Genomic DNA, 18,117 nt, shown 5'->3' on the forward strand with positions numbered 1-18,117 from the left:
GGCCCGCCGCCACGAGCGGGGCGAGGTGACGGCGTGACCGAGTTCGACGGACTGCCGGTGCTGCGTTCCCCGGTGGCCATCGCCGCGTTCGAGGGCTGGAACGACGCCGCCGACGCGTCCACGGCCGCGGTCGAGCACCTGGAGCAGGTCTGGGAGGCCCGGCAGGTCGCCGAGCTGGACCCGGAGGACTTCTACGACTTCCAGGTGAGCCGTCCGACCATCACGATGGCCGAGGGCGAGACGCGCCGGGTCGAGTGGCCCACCACCCGGTTCATGGTCGCGAGCCCGGAGGGCACCGACCGGGACGTGGTGCTGATCCGCGGCATCGAGCCGAGCATGCGGTGGCGCACGTTCTGCGAGCAGGTGCTGGAGATCTGCCACAGCCTGGAGGTCGACCGCGTGGTGCTGCTCGGCGCGCTGCTGGCCGACGTGCCCTACACCCGGCCGCTGCCGATCAGCGGCAGCGCTTCGGACGCGGAGGCCGCCGAGCGCTACCAGCTCACCCCCACCCGCTACGACGGGCCCACCGGCATCGTCGGGGTGCTGCACGACGCCTGCACCCGCGCCGAGGTGGACGCCGTCTCGTTCTGGGTGCACGTGCCGCACTACGCCAACAACCCGCCCTGCCCCAAGGCCACCCTCGCGCTGCTGCACCGCGTCGAGGAGGTGCTGGACCTGCCGGTGCCGATGGCCGACCTCGCCGAGGAGGCCGCCGAGTGGGAGCAGCGGGTGCGCAACGCCGCCGAGCAGGACGCCGAGCTCGGCGAGTACGTGCGCGAGCTGGAGGAGCGCGTCGGCGACGCGGGGATCACCCCGCTCACCGGTGACGAGATCGCCCAGGAGTTCGAGAAGTACCTCCGCCGCCGCGGCGGGTCGGCGGGCCCCACCGCCGGCTCCTGGTAGCCGGCGCGGCTCTCCCCCGACGTCCGGCCCGGGCGGTACGACGACAGGTCGTACCGCCCGGGCTTCTCTGTGCCTCGCCGGTCGTACGCGTCCACGCCCGACCGCTCTCGTGCGGTCGCCCGACCGTGCGCCGGGCCTCGGCCGGCGTGTCGGGTCGCGCGGGGCACACCCTCTACGGCATCCTAGGAACCTAGCTGTGATGAAGGAGGGACCCGTGCAGATCAACCCGGGGGCGGCCGAGTTCCCGCACCGGCAGATCGCCGACCAGCTGAAGGCGCGGGTGCGGCGCGGCGACTGGGCGCCGGGCGAGCGGCTGCCGTCCATCCCCGCCATGGCCGAGCTCTTCGGGGTGGCGAAGCAGACCGTGCAACGCGCCGTCGACCAGCTGCGGGTCGAGGGCGTCCTGATCACCAAGCCGGGCTCCGGCACGTACGTCCGAGGCACCCGGCGGCGGCTCAACCGCCTCTCCCGCGGACGGTACGGCGGCTTCCGCGGCTACCACACCGACCTCGCCGCGCGGTACCGCCAGCAGCTCGTCTCCGTCGGCCGCGCCCCCGCCCCGCCCGAGGTGGCCGACGCGTTCGGCGTGCCCGACGGCACCGAGCTGGTCTGCCGGCGGCACCTCGTGCGCACCGAGGACTCCCCCGTCGAGGTCGGCGCCTCCTGGTTCCTGCCCACCGACGCCGCCGGCACCACGCTGGAGCGGGCCGAGGCGTTCGGCCGGCCGCTCTACCAGGAGGCCGAGGAGGCCACCGGCCGGCGGTACGTCACGGCCACCGACACGATCAGCGCCCGCCAGCCCAGTCGGGAGGAGGCGGAGACGCTGCAGATCCGTCCGGACACGCCCGTGCTGCACCTGCTGCACGTCGCCTACGACGGCAGCCGCAAGCCGATCGAGGTGGCCCAGGCCACCTGGCCCGGCCCGATGACCACCCTCACCGAGGAGTACAAGATCCCCGCCCCGACCCCCGACCCGAACCCCGACCCCGGCCTCGTCCTGGGCTAACCCCACGCCCCGGCGGGGCGCCCCCGAGGCCAGGCGCGCGGGGTGCGGGGTGCCGGGGGGTGGGTGGGTTAGAGGTGGATGCCGAGGAGGGCGTCTACCGTGTCGCGGAAGAGCGCCGGGGCCGCCGGGTCGTCGGCCGCGCCGGCCAGGGTCTGCTCCGCCCAGGCGTCGGCGACCGCCAACGCACCCGGGCTGTCGAGGTCGTCGGCGAGGCGAGCGCGTACGCCCGCCAGCAGCTCCGCCCCGGACGGCCCGGCGGGCGCCGCGGCCGCCTGCCGCCAGCGGGCCAGGCGCTCCTGCGCGGCGGCCAGCAGCTCGTCGGTCCACGTCCGGTCGCTGCGGTAGTGCCCGGCCAGCAGCGCCAGCCGGATCGCCATCGGGTCGACCTTGTCGGCGCGCAGCCGGGAGACGAAGACCAGGTTGCCCCGGGACTTGGACATCTTCTCGCCGTCCAGCCCGATCATGCCCGCGTGCACGTAGTGCCGCGCGAACGGCGCCTCGCCGGTCAGCCGCTCGGCGTGCGCGGCGGACGCCTCGTGGTGCGGGAAGAGCAGGTCGTTGCCGCCGCCCTGCACGTCGATCCGGTCACCCAGCAGATTCAGCGCGATGACCGCGCACTCGATGTGCCAGCCGGGCCGCCCCGCGCCCAGCTCACCGCCCGGCCAGGACGGCTCGCCCTCCCGGGCGCCGCGCCACAGCAGCGGGTCGAGCGCGTCCCGCTTGCCGGCGCGGTCCGGGTCGCCGCCACGCTCCGGGAAGATCTTCAGCATCTCCTCCCGGCTGAGGTTGGACTCGTAGCCGAACCGGGGCGAGGCGGCGATGTCGAAGTAGACGTCGCCCGTGCCGTCGTCCAGGCGGTACGCGGCGCCGTCCTTGACCAGCAGCTGCACCTTCTCGGCGATGTCCGGGATCGACTCGACCGCGCCCACGTAGTGCTCCGGCGGAATGATCCGCAGCGCCTCCATGTCCTCCCGGAACAGCGCGGTCTCCCGCATCGCGAGGACCACCCAGTCCTCGCCGTCCCGCTCGGCGCGCTCCAGCAGCGGGTCGTCGATGTCGGTGACGTTCTGCACGTACCGCACCGGGAGCCCCGCGTCACGCCACACCCGCTGGACCAGGTCGAAGGTGATCATGGTGGCGGCGTGGCCGAGGTGGGTCGCGTCGTACGGGGTGATGCCGCAGACGTACATCCGCGCCACGTCGGCCGGGTCACTGGGGTGAACGCCCTGTCGCGCCGAGTCGTACAACGCCAGCGGCCCGCCCTTGCCGGGCAGCCGCGGCACCTCGTGTCCCGCCCACGCTTCCATGCCCGCCAGCCTAACGAGCCGCGCGCGGCGGGGCGGGCGGGCCCACGGGTGATCAACATGACAGCGGCGGGCGCCGAGCGCCACCGTCGTCGTGGCCGTCAGATCGGCGGCCAGGGCATCGCCGGCCACTCCTGCGGCGGCAGCGGGAACCGCCCGCTCTCGCGCAGCCGGTCGATCCGGGCGGCCACCTCGGCGACCTCGCTGATCGTCAGATGCTCGGCCAGCTCCTCACCGAGCGGCCCGGCGACCTGCGCGGCGAGCCCGTCGAGCATCTCCACCGCGTCCGGCGGCAGTTGCCGGCCCGCCCAGCCCCAGAGCACCGTGCGCAGCTTCTCCTCGACGTGGAAGCTCACCCCGTGGTCCACGCCGTAGATCCGGTCGTCCGGGCCGACCAGCACGTGCCCACCCTTGCGGTCCGCGTTGTTGATCACCGCGTCGAGCACCGCGAGGCGGGCCAGCCGCGGGTCGTCGGCGTGCGCCAGGGCGTACGGGGTGCCGTCGTCGTCCCGCGCGGCCGCGACCGCGAACCAGCGCGGCGGGAGCGCGTCGGCCGGCACGAACCCGACCAGCGGCTCGGCCTCGGCCGGCTCGTCGATCCAGAGCTGGCAGGAGCCGGGGCCGAACGGGCCGTCCCGGAGCACGGTCGGCGGGACGAGGTCCCACCCGGTGGCCCGCGACACGAGGTAGGCCGAGACCTCCCGGCCGGCCAGGGTGCCGTCGGGGAAGTCCCAGAGCGGCCGCTCGCCGCGCACCGGCTTGTAGACGCAGTGGGCGCTGACCCCGTCGAGGGTCAGCACCCCCCGCAGCGTGGCGTTCGACGCGTCGACGAGCCGCCCCTCCAGGGTGAGCTCGCCGTCGCGCAGCAACCGGAGCGCGGCGCTGCCGTCCTGCCGTGGCTGGATGCCGGACGACGTCACCGGTGGTAACCGTTGTGCCGCGGGCAGAGGTGCCCGGCGGGGTCGAGCGGCTGGCCACAGAGCGGGCAGGGCGGGCGGCCGGCGTTGACGACGCGGCGGGCCCGCTCGATGAACTCGCGGGTCGCCTGCGGGGTGAGCCGGACCCGCAGCCGGTCGAGGTCCTCGTCCGGCTCGTCGTCGTCATCCTCGTCGTCGTCGGAGCCGCCCAGCTCCACCTCGGCCTCGGCCTCGCCGGCGGCGATGGCCTCGATCACGACGGTCGCGCTGTCGACGTCGAAGGCCAGGCCGAGGGTGCCGACCCGGAACTCCTCGTCGACGGGCGTGTCCAGCGGGTCGTTGTCGCCGAGCGTCGCCGGCGCCTCGGGCAGCTCCACCCCGAACCGGCGGTGCGCCTCGGTGAGCAGCTCCTCGAGCTTCTCGGCGAGCAGGGACACCTGGACCTTCTCCAGCGCGACGCTGACCAGCCGGCCTCCACCGCGGGCCTGGAGGAAGAACGTCCGTTCCCCCGGCGGCCCGACGGTCCCGGCGACGAACCGCTCCGGCGGCTCGAAGGCGTGCACCTGGTGGGTCATACCCACGACCCTATCCGGCCCGTCACCGCGTCGCGCACCCCACCGACCCGAATCGCCGCCGCGCGCCACGCCCGGCGTACCACCGGGGGACGCCCGGCCCGCCGAGCGCCCGCCGTGATCATCGGGACGCGCCGGCCCCGCCGCCCACCGCCGCGTCCGAGTCGGCGCGGCGCGGCGCCCGCCGGCGCCGCTTGCTCGGCGGCGCGACCAGGCCGGAGAGGTCACCGCCGGTGTCGTTGAGCCGGACCAGGAACGGCCGCAGCGGGGTGTAGCGGATCACGGTCACCGACGCCGGGTCGGCCACGATCCGCTGGAAGAGATCCAGGTGTACGCCGAGCGCGTCCGCCACGATGGCCTTGATCACGTCGCCGTGGCTGCACGCGAGCCAGATCGACTCCGGGCCATGCTCGGCGGAGATCCGCGCGTCCCACGCGCGCACCGCCGCGACCGCCCGCGCCGCCATCTCGGCCATCGCCTCCCCCTCCGGGAAGACCGCGGCGCTCGGGTGCTGCTGCACCACCGGCCAGAGCGGCTCCTTGGCCAGCTTCTTGAGCGGCTGCCCCTCCCAGCTGCCGTAGCCGCACTCGATCAGCCGCTCCTCGACCACCGGGGAGGCGTCCGGCAGGGCCAGTTCGAGGGTCTGCCGGCAGCGGATCAGCGGGCTGGTCACCACCGCGGCGAGCGGCAGCCCGCGCAGGCGTTCGCCGACGGCGGCCGCCTGCGCCCGGCCGGTCTCGTCCAGCTCGACCGGCTGCCGACCGGCCAGGCCGCCGTCGGCGTTCGCGGTCGTCCGGCCGTGTCGCAGAAGCAGAAGGGTCGCCACGGTGACCACCCTAGGGCCTGCCCCGCCGCCCGTCGCGCGCCCCGGCGCAGGGTCGCGACGGCGACTCCCCAGGGTCTGCGCCGCCGCCCGTCACGCACCCGGGCCCAGGGTCGCCACGCGCCGCGGCCGCCGGGTCTCACCGCAGGATGCCCTCGTGCAGGGCCCGCAGCACCGCGTTGGTCCGGTCCCGCGCGCCGAGCTTGAGCAGGATCGTGGAGACGTGGTTCTTCACGGTCCCCTCCGCGAGGAACAGCGCGCCGGCGATCTCCCGGTTGGTGTAGCCCCCGGCCACCAGCCGCAGCACCTCGAATTCGCGCCCGGTCAGCTCCTGGGCGGTCCAGGCGCCCACACCGACGGGCGCGGGCGCCGACCGGATGGCGCGGAGCTGCCCCACCTGGTGGGCCCGCGCGACGTGCTCCCGCCCGATCGCGGTGAGGCTGAACACCGTCGCCAGCTGGATCAACGCGGGGCGGCCCACCGCCCCCGCGCACCCTGGCGACGCCACCCCGGCCGAGGCCCGTCGGGTCGCACACCACTAGCGGGAGATCACGCGACTATCGGGATGGTGTGGCCTCACCACCCGCCCGAGGCCACACCATGCCGGAAGTAGCGCGATCTTGTGGTCTGTGACGTGTGTCCGGTTCGGGATCGGGCAGTCGATACCCGGGTGGGCCGGTCTGGGTGGTTTCGGGGTGTGACCGGCGGCATGCGGGGGGCGGAATCGGTGGCGGGGTGGGGGCGTTGAACACCCCTGACGATCGAGGTAGCAGCCCCGGGCAGCCGATCAAGGGCCGCTCGAACCCGGGCTGCCGGAGCGACCGACCACCCCGGGGAATGACGGCCGGCCCCCGGTCGTTGCACACCATCCCGGCGCGGTGAGGCCCCGGCCTCCCGACCGCCGAACCCCGGATATCGCGTGAACCCCCGGTTCGCGTGCCCAGAGACTTTCCCCCCCTTGTTGTTTTGAGCGCCTGCTGGTGCTCGCGCCCGCACCCCCACCGTCCCCCCGGACGGCAGCCGGGCGCCTGACCCCCAAGGAGCTTCCCCATGAACACGATCATGCGTAAGAGCGTCCTCGGTATCGCTGGTCTCGCCTTCGCCGGTGGCATCATCGGCGGCCCCGTCGCCGCCCACGCCGCCACCCCCACCCCCGAGGTGAAGCCCGTCGCGGTGGTGCAGGCCGACAAGCCGGGCGTGGACACCACCAAGCTGATCCCCCACGGCACCCAGGGCGCGCAGTCGCACATCGACCTCAACGACGAGCAGATCGCGAACGTCAAGGCGATCATCGCGGCGACGAAGAAGTCCGGCCTGGACGAGCGGGCCGCGGTCATCTCCATCGCCACCAGCCTGCAGGAGTCGAAGCTGGAGAACCTCGGCCACCTCGGTGACCGCAACGACCACGACTCGCTGGGCCTGTTCCAGCAGCGCCCGTCCTCGGGTTGGGGCACGCCGGAGCAGATCACCGACCCCGAGTACTCCACGATGGCGTTCCTGAAGGGCCTCAAGCAGGTCGACGGATGGCACGACATGCCGCTGACCGACGCCGCGCAGACCGTGCAGGTGTCGGCCTACCCGGACGCCTACGCCCAGTGGGAACAGCAGGCCGCCGACCTCGTCGCCCAGCACTGGAACAGCTGACAACCCCCTACAGCCGAACCCCCACAGCCGAACCCGGCACCACCCACAGACATCACACACAAGGGGGAAAAACCGCTGGCCGGCACCCACCAGGGTGCCGGCCAGCGGCGTGTCCGCGAGCGGACCGGCCGGTCAGGTCGCGCTGATCTGACCGGTCAGCAGCAGCGCGAGCACCAGTGTGCCCAGCGCCACCCGGTAGAGCACGAAGACGTACAGGGTGTGGTGGGCGACGTAGCGCAGCAGCCAGGCGATGGCCGCGTACCCGATGCCGAACGCGATGATCGTCGCCACGATCATCTGGGCGACGCTCGGCGCCGACGTGCCCGGGGCGGCCGGCTCGAACACGTCCGGGATGCTGAACACCCCGGACATCACCACCGCCGGGATGGCCAGCAGGAACGAGTACCGGGCCGCCGCCTCCCGGGTCAGGTTCAGCAGCAGGCCGGCGGTGAGCGTACCGCCGGAGCGGGACACCCCGGGGACCAGCGCCATGGCCTGGGCGAAGCCCATCACCACGCCGTCGCGCATCCGGAAGTTCTCCAGGGTGCGGGTCTGCCGGCCCCAGTACTCGGCGAAGGCCAGCACGAACGCGAAGACGATCAGCGTGGTCGCGACCAGCCACAGGTTGCGGCCCGCCGTGCGGATCTGGTCCTTGAACAGGAAGCCGAAGATCCCGATCGGGATCGAGCCGATGATGACGTACCAGGCCATCCGGTAGTCGAGGCTGGAGCGCACCGACTTGTCCCAGATGCCGACGACCCAGGTGCGGGTGATCCGCCAGATGTCCTTGGCGAAGTAGATCAGCACGGCCGCCTCGGTGCCGAGCTGGGTCACCGCGGTGAACGACGCCCCGGCGTCGCGGTCGAAGAAGATCGCCGAGGTGATCCGCAGATGCCCGGACGAGCTGACCGGCAGGAATTCCGTGAGCCCCTGGACGATGCCCAGGACGATGGCCTCGACCCAGGTCACTCGCCGACTCCCGAGAGGTCCAGCGCCTCGGCGACGGTACGCAGGGTCTGCACGCCGCTGTCCCGGTCGGCCACGAACAGCGTCACCGACAGGGTGGTGACGCCGGCCGCGGCGTACTCCCGCATGCGCTCGGCGATGCGCTCCTTCGGCCCGAGCAGGGACGTCCGGTCGATGAACTCCAGCGGCACGGCCGCCGCCGCGTCCCGCTGCCGCTTCGCCAGGTAGAGGTCCTGGACCTCGCGGGCGGCGTCGCCGTAGCCCATCCGGGTGGCGAGCTGGTTGTAGAAGTTCTGCTTCCGGCTGCCCATGCCCCCGACGTAGAGGGCCGCGTACCAGCGGACCAGCTCGGCGCAGGAGGCCACGTCGTCGCCGACGACCACGGGCACGGACGGCACCACGTCGAAGCCGGCGAGCTCCTTGCCGACCCGGGCCCGGCCGGCGCGGACGGAGGCGAGCTGCTCCTCGGCGAACTCGGGGGCGTAGAAGACGGCCAGCCAACCGTCGGCGATCTCACCGGCCAGCTCGAGGTTCTTCGGGCCGACGGCGGCCAGGTAGATCGGGATGTGCTCGCGCGGCGGGTGGAAGCTCAGTCGCAGCGCCTTGCCGGGGCCGTCGGGCAGCGGCAGGGTGTAGTGCTCGCCGTCGTACGCGACCTCCTTGCGGCCGACCGCCAGCTTCACGATGTCCACGAACTCGCGGGTGCGCGCCAGCGGCTTGGCGAACCGTACGCCGTGCCACCCCTCCGAGACCTGCGGCCCGGACACGCCGAGGCCGAGCCGGAAGCGGCCGCCGGAGAGGGCGTCGATGGTGGCCGCGGTCATCGCGGTGGCGGCGGGGGTGCGGGCGGGGATCTGCATCACCGCGCTGCCCACGTCGATCCGTTCGGTCTGGCCGGCGATCCAGGCGAGCATGCTGGGCGAGTCGGAGCCGTACGCCTCCGCCGCCCACACCACCGAGTAGCCGAGCCGGTCCGCCTCCTGCGCCAGAGCCAGGTGATCCGCCGGCGTGCTCCACGCCGTCTGATATCCGAGGCTGAGCCCGAGTCGCAATCGTCCTCCCCCATCCGCACCACAGGTCGCACCAGGTTACGCAATGCCGGCGTCCGACTGGATCACCGGCTCACCGCGAAGGCGGCGGGGGGCGGCTGCCGGGACTCCGGCGGCAGGAACACCGGCAGAACCCGGTAGACATGACGGGAGCGAGGATATCGGTTGCGCCAGGTTCGAAATAAGGTTCACCCATGCAACAGCGACCGCTCGGCCGAAGCGGGCTGGCGGTTTCGCGGCTCGCCCTCGGCACCATGACCTGGGGTCGGGACACCGACGCCGACGACGCGGCCGCCCAGCTGAAGAGTTACCTCGACGCGGGCGGCAACCTGATCGACACGGCCGACGTCTACGGCGACGGCGACGCCGAGTCCGTGATCGGGTCGTTGCTCGGCACCCTGGTCCCCCGCGACGAGCTGCTGATCGCCACCAAGGCGGGGCTGCGGCCGGGCAACGGCCGGCGCCGCGACAACTCCCGGGGCCATCTCCTGCGTACGCTCGACGCGTCGCTGCGCCGCCTCGGCACCGACCACGTGGACCTCTTCCAGGTGCACGGCTACGACCCGGACACCCCGCTCGAGGAGACCCTCGCCGCGCTGGACCACGCGGTGGCCAGCGGCCGGGTGCGGTACGTGGGGGTGTCGAACTTCTCCGGGTGGCAGACGGCCCGGGCCGCGGCCTGGCAGGCGGCCTGGCCGGGGCGGGCGCCCGTGGTCGCCGCCCAGGTCGAGTACTCGCTGCTCGAGCGGGGCGTGGAGCGCGAGGTGCTACCCGCCTGCGACGCGCTGGGCCTGGGTGTGCTGCCCTGGTCGCCGCTGGGCCGGGGCGTGCTGACCGGCAAGTACCGGCACGGCCGCCCGGCGGACTCCCGGGCCGCGTCGCCGCACTTCGAGCGCTTCGTGGCGACCTACCTGGAGCCGCGCTGCTCCAGCATCGTCGAGGCGGTGGCCACCGCCGCCGGCGGGCTCGGCGTCTCGCCGCTGGAGGTGGCGCTGGCCTGGGTGCGGGACCGGCCCGGGGTGACCGCCCCGATCCTCGGCGCGCGCACGGTCGGCCAGCTGCTCGGCGCGCTCCAGGTGGAGCGGATGACGCTGCCCGAGGAGATCATCACGGCGCTGGACGACGTGTCGGCGGTGCCGGTCGGCTACCCCGAGCGCGACAGCTGACGCCGGGCGGCGGGCTCCCGCGCGGGCGGGACCGGGCGCGTGCACCGGTGCCGGACGGGAGGTGAACCCGTCGTGGCGGCACGGGGCGGCACGAAACGCGCCGGCAGCGGCGGCGGTCACCCCGCAGGGGGTGGCGGACCGCCGCCGAGCTGGGCAGCATAGGTCCCATGGACTACGAATACGCGCCGCTGCGGTTGCCGCCGAACGTCGACCGGTTGACCGCCGCGGCGCAGCTGGCGATCCAGGCGGAGTTCTCCGGATGGGAGCTGGCCCGGGTGCGGCTGTTCCGTGACGGCACGCGGCAGGTCATGCTGCGCCGTCGGCGGGTCAACCAGCCGCAGCCGGGCCTGTCGTACTGAGGCGGTTTCCGCCGTACGCGCCAGGGCCCGACCGCGTGGCCGGGCCCCGGCGCGGCGTCGCCTAGTGGACGTGGTCGTGCTCGTCGTCCAGCTCGAGGAACGGGTGCTCGTCGAGGCGGCCGATGAGCCGGTCGTCGGCGGCCGGCTGGAACGGGCCGACCGCGTCGTCGTCCTCGAACGACTCCAGGTCGACCGGGGTGCCGACCTCGCTGACCATCACCACGCCGTCGAGTGGTTCCAGCTCGGGGATGTCCAGCGCGCCGAGTGAGCCGTCGCCGCTCTGCAGCAGCTCGAGCACCGCCTCGCCGACGCCCTCCACCGGCGCCGGCTCGTCGTCCTCCGGGGTGCCCTCCCGGCGGGCGATCTCGGCGACCTTCATGAGGGCCGAGACACTGGGCACCCGGTAGTCGCGGCGCTGGCGCACCGAGATCACCCGCGGGTGCGGGTCGGTGGCCTCGACGCCCTCCGCGCCGCCGCCGAAGCGCTCGTCGGCCTCGTCGGGGTCGATCGACTCCACGTCCCAGGGCGTGACCTCGCCGAAGGCGTCCAGGAGTCGCTCGTCGTAGGCGTAGGAGGCGTTGTTCAGCTCCACGTACGCCTGCCAGACGTCGTCGTCGTCGATGCGGCCCTGGGCGGAGCGGACGGCGGCCAGGTGGCGACGGGCCGCTTCGATCACCCGCTCGAGGGCGGCATCCAGCTCGCCGTGCTGGTCGGTCATGCGAGGTGTTCCCTTCACGATGGGGAGGTGCCGCGCCGGGCGCAGCGGGGAGGACGGGTCAGCAGCTGCGGAGGAACCGGTCGAGAACCCGCACGCCGAACTGTAGTCCGTCCACCGGGACCCGCTCGTCGATGCCATGGAACAACGCGGAGAAGTTCAGGTCGGCCGGCAGTCGCAGCGGGGCGAAGCCGAAGCAGCGGATGCCGAGCCGGGAGAAGGCCTTGGCGTCGGTGCCGCCGGAGAGCATGTAGGGCACCGGGTGGGCGCCCGGGTCCTCGGCGCGCAGCGCGGCGGACATCGCGTCGACCAGGTCACCGTCGAAGGTGGTCTCCAGCGCGGGCTGGCGCTGAATGTACTCGATGGCGATGTCCGGGCCGATCAGCTCGCGCAGCTGCGACTCCAGCAACTCCGACTGGCCGGGGAGGCTGCGGCAGTCGATGGTGGCGGTGGCCCGGCCCGGGATCACGTTGTCCTTGTAGCCGGCGGCGAGGCGGGTGGGGTTGGCGGTGTTGCGGATCGTCGCGCCGATGATGTTGGCGATCGGCCCGAGCTTGGAGATGGCCGTCTCCGGGTCGTCCGGGTCCAGCTCGATGCCGAGCAGGTCGGAGACCTCCTCCAGGAAGGCCCGCACGGTGGGGGTGACCACGACCGGGAAGCGGTGTCGGCCGACGCGGGCGACCGCCTCGGCGAGCGCGGTCACCGCGTTGTCGTCGTGCACCATCGAGCCGTGCCCGGGGCGGCCCTTGGCGTGCAGCCGCAGCCAGTCGATGCCCTTCTCGGCGGTCTCGATGAGGTAGAGCCGCTGCGAGTCGTTGACCGAGTAGGAGAAGCCGCCGACCTCGCCGATCGCCTCGGTGCAGCCGTCGAAGAGGTCACGGTGGTGCTGGACCAGGTGGTGGGCGCCGTAGTCGCTGCCCGCCTCCTCGTCGGCGGTGTAGGCGAGCACGATGTCACGCTCGGGGCGGACACCGCTGCGCTGCCAGTGCCGCACCACGGCGAGCACCATGGCGTCGAAGTCCTTCATGTCGATGGCGCCCCGGCCCCAGAGGTAGCCGTCACGGATCTCGCCGGAGAACGGGTGCACCGACCACTCGTCCGCGTCGGCCGGCACCACGTCCAGGTGGCCGTGCACCAGCAGGGCGTCCCGGCTCGGATCGGTGCCGGCGATCCGCGCGACCACGTTGGCCCGGCCGGGCACGGACTCGTGGATCTCGGCGGTGAGACCCACCTCGGCCAGCTTCTCGGCCACGTACTCCGCGGCGCGGCGCTCGCCCGCGCTGGTGTCGTTGTCGCCGGTGTTGGTGGTGTCGATCCGGAGCAGGTCGCGGCAGAGGTCGACGACCTCGTCGGTCGGCGCGGGTGGGGCGGAGGCGGCGTCGCTCGTCATCGCTTCTTCATACCAGCCGCGTCACCCGGCCGGGACGCCCCGGGCCAGGTGCCGGTTTCGCGCCGGGTCGACCCGGGTACCGCCGCCCGCGACCGTGCGTCGGCGGACGCACGGCCCGCCAGACGAGGAGGGCACCATGACCGTCCCCCTGCCCCCGCTGCCGCCCGCCCCGGACGAGGGCTACCGGCCCGGCGGACGCAGCATCGCCGACATCGTCGCGCAGGAGCACCGCGAACTGCGGGACCTCGTCGGGCGGCTCACCGACCCCGAGCCGTCCACGGACCAGCACCTGGCGGTGTTGACGGCCACGCTGTCGCGGCACCTCTCGGCCGAGGAGCAGTACCTGCTGCCGGCCGTGCGGGCGGCGGTGCCCGCCTGCGACGAACGCGTCGACGCGGTCCTCGACGCGGACGCCGCGCTGCTGACCGCCCTGAAGACCCTCGACCCGACGGGGTTCGGCGCGGTGGCCGAGCGGGTGCGCCGGCACGTCGACGAGGTGGACGCGCTGGTCACGGCGCTGCGCGAGGTGGCCAGCGAGGAGGAGCTGATCCGGCTCGGCAACCGGCTGGAGATCGCCGAGGAGGCGGCTCCGACCCGGCCGCACCCGGACACCCCGGCCACCCCGCCGTGGAACCGGATCGTGGAGCCCGCGCTGGGTGTCGTGGACAAGGTCCGCGACGTGGTGACCGGCCGCCCCACGTACGTCGAGGATCTGTCGGAGCCGCCGCGCGACTGACCCGGCCCCCGGATCGCCGGTCATCCACCATCGCCGATACGTCCGGCCCTTCCCCAGGCCGGAGCGGGGTCATACCGTCACCGTATGAATCTGGAGCTGCGACACCTGCGGGTGGTGTGCGCCATCGCTGAGACGGGGAGCGTGACCAAGGCCGCGTCGACGCTCGGCCTGGCCCAGCCGGCGCTCACCGCCCAGCTCCAACGCATCGAGCGCACCCTGGGCGGCCCGCTGTTCGAGCGGGACCGGCGCGGCGCGCGGCCGACCGCGCTCGGCGAGCTGGTGCTCGCCCGGGCCCGGGTGCTGCTGCCGGCCATGAAGGGACTGCAGGACGAGGCGGCCCGGTTGGCCGGCGCGGCCGACGCCCCCCGCCGGTACCGGTTCGGCGGGGTGAACAGCCCCATCCTCGGCCGGCTCGTGCACCGGCTCGCCGCCGAGCAGCCGCAGGCCCAGATCACCACGTACGCCTCCTGGTCGGTGGACGAGCTGGCGCAGCTGGTGGTCGGTGGCCGGCTGGACTTCGTGCTCACCGGCGTCTGCGGCGACTCCAGCCCGTCGGGTGAGTTCGGGCTGAGCTGGCGGGAGGTGTCGGTCGACCCGGTGCTGGTCCTGCTGCCGGAGACCCACCCGCTGGCCGAGCGGGAGGAGGTGCGGCTGGTCGACCTGTGCCACGAGCAGTGGGTGGCGGCGCCCGGCGACGGCTGCTTCGGTGACTGCTTCGCCGCGGCCTGCGCCCGCGCCGGCTTCACCCCGAGGAAGGTGTACGAGACCGACGTCCGCGGCTGCGTGGACCTCGTGGACGCGGGCGAGGCGGTGGCGCTGTGCCAGGCCACGTTCCGCCCGCCCGCCGGGCTGGTCACCCGGCGGCTGGCCGGGGTGCCGCTGCGCTGGCGGCTGATGTTCGGCTGGCACCCCGACTCCCCCGCCGCCCGGGTCGCCGAGCTGGTGCTGGAGACGGCGAAGGCCGCGTACACCGACTCGCTGGCCCCGCACCCCGCGTACCTGGCCTGGCTGGTGCGCAACCCGGAGTTCGGCGTGCGCCGGTCCCCGGCGCTCGGCCCGGTCTCCGGCGGCAACGGGGTGCGAACCGCGTAGCGACGGGTATCACGGCCCTCATGACCGACGTGTCTCCCACCGCCGACGACCGGGACCTGCTGCGCCGCGCGGCCGCCGCGCACACCGCCGCCGCCCAGGACGTCGAGGCGTTCCTGCGCCGGCTGCCGGAGGTTCCCGGCCCGGCGGAGATCACCGAGTACGCCAACCTGCTCACCCGGGAGGAGCGGATGCGCGCCGACCGGGACGCGGCCGCCGACGCGGCCGGCATCACCATCTACAGCCTGGAGTCCGACCAGGGCACCTGAGGACGGTTACGAGGCCGTCGTCGCGGCTCGCGGGGAGCCGGGACGACGACCTCGTGACGTCGGTGCGGGAACGTGCCGCTCAGCGCTCCACCAGGACGTCGTGGCCCAGGTCCAGCAGGGAGTGCCGCCACTCGTCGTCCGCGTTGCCGCGCGGCGGCCGGGCCTCGACCAGGGACTGGATCCGCGCGACGGCGTCGCGCATCACCTCGATGTCCTCCGGCGTGAGGTCCACCTTGCGCTTGGTCAGCACCTGGAGGATCTGCCGGCCCGGTTCGGGCAGACCCAGGTCCGGGTCCGCGCCGAACGCCTCCTCGCCGGAGCCCCGGGTCAGCAGCCACTGCCGCAGCTGCGCGGACGGGACGTTGACCTGGGCGTGGAAGTCCTCCCAGAGCACCTCCACCTCGGGATCGAGCCGCTGCTCTCGTGCCATCAGGCCTCCTCTCCGGGTGGTGGCCCGGACGCCTCCGGGTCCCCCTCGTCCTTCTTGCGGCGCCAGCCCTCCGCCGGCATGCGGACCCGCGCCGGGTTGGCGGTGGGGCGGGCCCGGATCGGCTCGGGGTGCTCGGACTCCTCCGGGGCCTGCGCCTCCCGGGGCTCCTCCGGCTCCGGCGTCTCCGGCCGGCTCATCGCGGGTGGGTCGTCGAGGCGGCCGTGTAGCCGCGGTCGCCGGCGCCCACGTCGAAGGCGAGCGCGCCGTCACGGGCGTCCACCGTGACCTTCTGGCCCGGTGAGATGGCCGACTCCAGCAGCATCCGGGAGAGCTGGTTGTCCACCTCCCGCTGGATCACCCGGCGCAGCGGCCGGGCGCCGAACTCCGGCTGGTAACCGTGCTCGGCCAGCCAGTCGATGCCCGCGGTGGTGAAGTCCACGTCGATGTCCTGGGCGTGCAGCCGTCGGCGGGTCTCCTCCAGCAGCAGCTCGGTGATCTCGCGCAGCTGCGCGGCCTCCAGCCGGCGGAAGATGATCACCTCGTCGATGCGGTTGAGGAACTCCGGCCGGAAGTTCTCCTGCAGGCGACGCATGAGCCGTTCGCGCAGCTCGTCGCTCTCCTGGGCGCTGCCGGGCTCGCCGGCGCCGAAGCCGACCGCCCGCTGGGCGCCCGTGATCAGCTCCGAGCCGAGGTTGCTCGTCATGATCAGCACGGTGTTCTTGAAGTTCACCGTGCGGCCCTGGCCGTCGGTGAGCCGCCCGTCGTCGAGCACCTGGAGCAGGATGTTGAACACGTCCGGGTGCGCCTTCTCGATCTCGTCGAGCAGCACCACCGCGTACGGGCGGCGGCGCACCGCCTCGGTGAGCTGGCCGGCCTCCTCGTAGCCGACGTACCCGGGCGGCGCGCCCACCAGCCGGCTCACGGTGTGCCGCTCCTGGAACTCGCTCATGTCCACCCGGACCATCCGGTCGGACTCGCCGAAGAGCGCCTCCGCGAGGGCCCGGGCCAGTTCGGTCTTGCCGACGCCGGTCGGGCCGAGGAAGAGAAAGCTGCCCATCGGCCGCTCCGGGTCGGCGAGGCCGGTGCGGGAGCGCCGGACCGCCTCGGCCACCGCGGAGACGGCGTCGTCCTGCCCCACCACCCGCTCGTGCAGGTGCCCCTCCAGGCGCAGCAGCCGGTCCCGCTCCTCCTCGGTGAGCTGGGCGACCGGAATCCCGGTCGCCCGGGAGACCACCTCGGCGATCTCCTGCGGCCCGACCTCGGGCACCTGCGAGCCGTTGCCGTCCTCGCCGTGCGCCCGGCGCACCTGGTCCTCCAGCTCGGCGATGCGGTCGCGCAGGGTCGACGCCCGCTCGTACTTCTCGTCGGCGACCGCCTGCTCCTTGTCCCGGCGCACCTCGTCGAGCTGCCGTTCCAGGTCCCGCACGTCGGCCGCCGGGGTCCGCGTGCGCAGCCGCACCCGGGCGCCCGCCTGGTCGATGAGGTCGATCGCCTTGTCCGGCAGGTAGCGGTCGGTGATGTACCGGTCGGAGAGCTCGGCCGCGGCGATCAGCGCCTCGTCGGTGAAGCGGACCTGGTGGTGTGCCTCGTACCGGTCGCGCAGCCCCCGCAGGATGGCCACCGTGTCGTCCACGCCGGGCTCGGGCACGAGCACCGGCTGGAACCGGCGGGCCAGGGCCGCGTCCTTCTCGATGCTCTTGCGGTACTCGTCCAACGTGGTCGCGCCGATCACCCGCAGCTCGCCGCGGGCGAGGGCGGGCTTGAGCATGTTGCTCGCGTCCATGCCGCCCTCGCTGCCGGCGCCACCCGCCCCCACCAGAGTGTGGATCTCGTCCAGGAAGATGATCAGCTCGTCGCGGTGGGCCCGGATCTCGTCGATCACCTTCTTCAGCCGCTCCTCGAAGTCGCCGCGGTAGCGGGTGCCGGCGACCAGCCCGGCCAGGTCGAGCTGCACGACCCGCTTGCCCAGCAGCGTCTGCGGCACGTCGCCGTCGCAGATCCGCTCGGCCAGGCCCTCGACGATGGCGGTCTTGCCGACGCCGGCCTCACCGATCAGCACGGGGTTGTTCTTCGTCCGCCGCGAGAGGATCTCCACGGCCTGCTCGATCTCGTCGGCCCGGCCGATGACGGGGTCGATCTGGTCGTTGTGGGCCAGGTCGGTGAGGTCCTGGCCGTACTGGTCGAGGGTCGGCGTGCCCCGGTCCGGACGGGGCCCGGTCATCGGCCCGCGTTCGGCGTTGGCGGCCTGCAGCGACTCGGGCTGGACCCGGCCGGCGGCGAGCATCCGGCCGGCCGGGGACTCGGGGTTCAGCGGCAGCGCCATCAGGATGTGCTCGGGCCCGATGTAGTTGGCGCCCATCGCCCGGGAGAGCTGGTGGGCGTCGAGCAGCGCCCGCTTGGCCGCCGGGGTGAGCGACAGGTTCGGCGGCACCTCCCCGCGCGGCGCTCCGTCGCCCCGCCCGCCCAGGGCGTTCAGCAGCGTGTCGGGGTCCGCGCCGGCACGCCGGACCAGGTCGCGCAGCGGTTCGCGCTGCAGCGCCGCCCAGAGCAGGTGGTCGGTGTCGAGGTCGGTGCTCTGCTTCTGCGCCGCGCGGCGGGCCGCGTCGGCCAGCATCTCCCGCGCGTCGGCGGTCATGAGCCGGGTGATGTCGACCCGGTGCGCCGGCCGGCGCCCACCCTCGCCCCGGCCGAAGTACCGGGCCAGGAACTCGTCCCAGGGGTCGGTGCCGAAGTCGCCGGGTCCCATCATGTCTGTCCTCCGCAGTCGTGCGGCACGGTC

At 73.8% G+C, this 18,117-nt stretch carries 20 protein-coding genes; 8 read left to right on the forward strand and 12 right to left on the reverse strand.

The window, feature by feature from the left end:
- Window positions 1–33 precede the first annotated feature (33 nt).
- Window positions 34–903, forward strand: a complete 870-nt coding sequence (locus tag SM573_RS24650; protein WP_474609475.1) for a PAC2 family protein — start codon at window positions 34–36, stop codon at window positions 901–903.
- A gap of 214 nt (window positions 904–1,117) precedes the next feature.
- The gene (locus SM573_RS24655) at window positions 1,118–1,909 is read left to right on the forward strand and encodes a GntR family transcriptional regulator (RefSeq protein ID WP_474617207.1); all 792 of its coding nucleotides are present in this window, start codon (window positions 1,118–1,120) and stop codon (window positions 1,907–1,909) included.
- A gap of 68 nt (window positions 1,910–1,977) precedes the next feature.
- Here SM573_RS24655 and mshC read toward each other — a convergent pair whose 3' ends face one another.
- The 5 genes from mshC to SM573_RS24680 all read right to left on the reverse strand — a co-directional run bounded on the left by mshC (window position 1,978) and on the right by SM573_RS24680 (window position 6,006).
- Window positions 1,978–3,216 (reverse strand): cysteine--1-D-myo-inosityl 2-amino-2-deoxy-alpha-D-glucopyranoside ligase, encoded by a 1,239-nt coding sequence (gene mshC / locus SM573_RS24660; RefSeq protein ID WP_474609474.1) that lies wholly within the window; start codon window positions 3,214–3,216, stop codon window positions 1,978–1,980.
- Window positions 3,217–3,314: 98 nt separating this feature from the next.
- The gene (locus tag SM573_RS24665; RefSeq protein WP_474609473.1) at window positions 3,315–4,133 is read right to left on the reverse strand and encodes an SCO1664 family protein; all 819 of its coding nucleotides are present in this window, start codon (window positions 4,131–4,133) and stop codon (window positions 3,315–3,317) included.
- Window positions 4,130–4,705: a DUF3090 domain-containing protein gene (locus tag SM573_RS24670; protein WP_474609472.1), complete on the reverse strand. Its 576-nt coding sequence runs from the start codon at window positions 4,703–4,705 to the stop codon at window positions 4,130–4,132. Before SM573_RS24670 ends, SM573_RS24665 begins: the two co-directional genes overlap by 4 nt.
- Window positions 4,706–4,823: 118 nt before the next feature.
- Entirely contained in the window at window positions 4,824–5,537 is a 714-nt protein-coding gene (locus SM573_RS24675; protein WP_474609471.1) for a histidine phosphatase family protein, read from the reverse strand.
- A 127-nt stretch (window positions 5,538–5,664) separates the two neighbouring features.
- Window positions 5,665–6,006, reverse strand: a complete 342-nt coding sequence (locus SM573_RS24680) for a helix-turn-helix domain-containing protein (RefSeq protein WP_474617170.1) — start codon at window positions 6,004–6,006, stop codon at window positions 5,665–5,667.
- A gap of 569 nt (window positions 6,007–6,575) precedes the next feature.
- Here SM573_RS24680 and SM573_RS24685 point away from each other — a divergent pair.
- A complete protein-coding gene (locus tag SM573_RS24685; RefSeq protein ID WP_474617171.1) occupies window positions 6,576–7,169 on the forward strand; it encodes a hypothetical protein in 594 nt (197 codons plus the stop codon).
- A gap of 132 nt (window positions 7,170–7,301) precedes the next feature.
- Here the strand turns inward: SM573_RS24685 and SM573_RS24690 are convergent, their stop codons facing one another.
- Together SM573_RS24690 and SM573_RS24695 are read right to left on the reverse strand one after the other, a co-directional pair.
- Entirely contained in the window at window positions 7,302–8,138 is an 837-nt protein-coding gene (locus tag SM573_RS24690) for an undecaprenyl-diphosphate phosphatase (protein ID WP_474610268.1), read from the reverse strand.
- Window positions 8,135–9,187, reverse strand: a complete 1,053-nt coding sequence (locus tag SM573_RS24695; protein WP_474617172.1) for an LLM class F420-dependent oxidoreductase — start codon at window positions 9,185–9,187, stop codon at window positions 8,135–8,137. Before SM573_RS24695 ends, SM573_RS24690 begins: the two co-directional genes overlap by 4 nt.
- Before the next feature lie 191 nt (window positions 9,188–9,378).
- Between SM573_RS24695 and SM573_RS24700 the strand changes: the two genes are divergently transcribed.
- Together SM573_RS24700 and SM573_RS24705 are read left to right on the forward strand one after the other, a co-directional pair.
- Window positions 9,379–10,350, forward strand: coding sequence for an aldo/keto reductase (locus tag SM573_RS24700; RefSeq protein WP_474610270.1), 972 nt, complete (start codon window positions 9,379–9,381; stop codon window positions 10,348–10,350).
- A 167-nt stretch (window positions 10,351–10,517) separates the two neighbouring features.
- Window positions 10,518–10,709 carry a DUF5703 family protein gene (locus tag SM573_RS24705; protein WP_039906151.1) on the forward strand — a complete coding sequence of 64 codons (192 nt, stop codon included), beginning with the start codon at window positions 10,518–10,520 and terminating at the stop codon, window positions 10,707–10,709.
- Window positions 10,710–10,770: 61 nt separating this feature from the next.
- Here SM573_RS24705 and SM573_RS24710 read toward each other — a convergent pair whose 3' ends face one another.
- The gene (locus SM573_RS24710) at window positions 10,771–11,427 is read right to left on the reverse strand and encodes a hypothetical protein (protein WP_474610271.1); all 657 of its coding nucleotides are present in this window, start codon (window positions 11,425–11,427) and stop codon (window positions 10,771–10,773) included.
- 58 nt (window positions 11,428–11,485) lie between these two features.
- Window positions 11,486–12,814 (reverse strand): M20/M25/M40 family metallo-hydrolase, encoded by a 1,329-nt coding sequence (locus tag SM573_RS24715; protein WP_474610272.1) that lies wholly within the window; start codon window positions 12,812–12,814, stop codon window positions 11,486–11,488.
- 136 nt (window positions 12,815–12,950) lie between these two features.
- Between SM573_RS24715 and SM573_RS24720 the strand changes: the two genes are divergently transcribed.
- The 3 genes from SM573_RS24720 to SM573_RS24730 all read left to right on the forward strand — a co-directional run bounded on the left by SM573_RS24720 (window position 12,951) and on the right by SM573_RS24730 (window position 14,908).
- Complete coding sequence (locus SM573_RS24720; RefSeq protein WP_474610273.1) at window positions 12,951–13,550, forward strand: hemerythrin domain-containing protein; 600 nt, start codon at window positions 12,951–12,953, stop codon at window positions 13,548–13,550.
- Window positions 13,551–13,634: 84 nt separating this feature from the next.
- Window positions 13,635–14,642 (forward strand): LysR family transcriptional regulator, encoded by a 1,008-nt coding sequence (locus tag SM573_RS24725; RefSeq protein WP_474610274.1) that lies wholly within the window; start codon window positions 13,635–13,637, stop codon window positions 14,640–14,642.
- A 20-nt stretch (window positions 14,643–14,662) separates the two neighbouring features.
- Window positions 14,663–14,908, forward strand: a complete 246-nt coding sequence (locus SM573_RS24730) for a hypothetical protein (RefSeq protein WP_474610275.1) — start codon at window positions 14,663–14,665, stop codon at window positions 14,906–14,908.
- A gap of 79 nt (window positions 14,909–14,987) precedes the next feature.
- Here SM573_RS24730 and SM573_RS24735 read toward each other — a convergent pair whose 3' ends face one another.
- Genes SM573_RS24735 through SM573_RS24745 form a run of 3 tightly spaced genes read right to left on the reverse strand, consistent with a single transcriptional unit; the run spans window position 14,988 to window position 18,087 of the window.
- The gene (locus SM573_RS24735; protein WP_474610276.1) at window positions 14,988–15,338 is read right to left on the reverse strand and encodes a DUF3140 domain-containing protein; all 351 of its coding nucleotides are present in this window, start codon (window positions 15,336–15,338) and stop codon (window positions 14,988–14,990) included.
- Entirely contained in the window at window positions 15,338–15,535 is a 198-nt protein-coding gene (locus SM573_RS24740) for a hypothetical protein (protein ID WP_474610277.1), read from the reverse strand. Before SM573_RS24740 ends, SM573_RS24735 begins: the two co-directional genes overlap by 1 nt.
- Window positions 15,532–18,087 (reverse strand): ATP-dependent Clp protease ATP-binding subunit, encoded by a 2,556-nt coding sequence (locus tag SM573_RS24745; protein ID WP_474610278.1) that lies wholly within the window; start codon window positions 18,085–18,087, stop codon window positions 15,532–15,534. The genes SM573_RS24740 and SM573_RS24745 overlap by 4 nt, the downstream gene beginning before the upstream one ends.
- Window positions 18,088–18,117 lie beyond the last annotated feature (30 nt).

The sequence above is a fragment of the Micromonospora xinjiangensis genome (genome assembly GCF_056150165.1).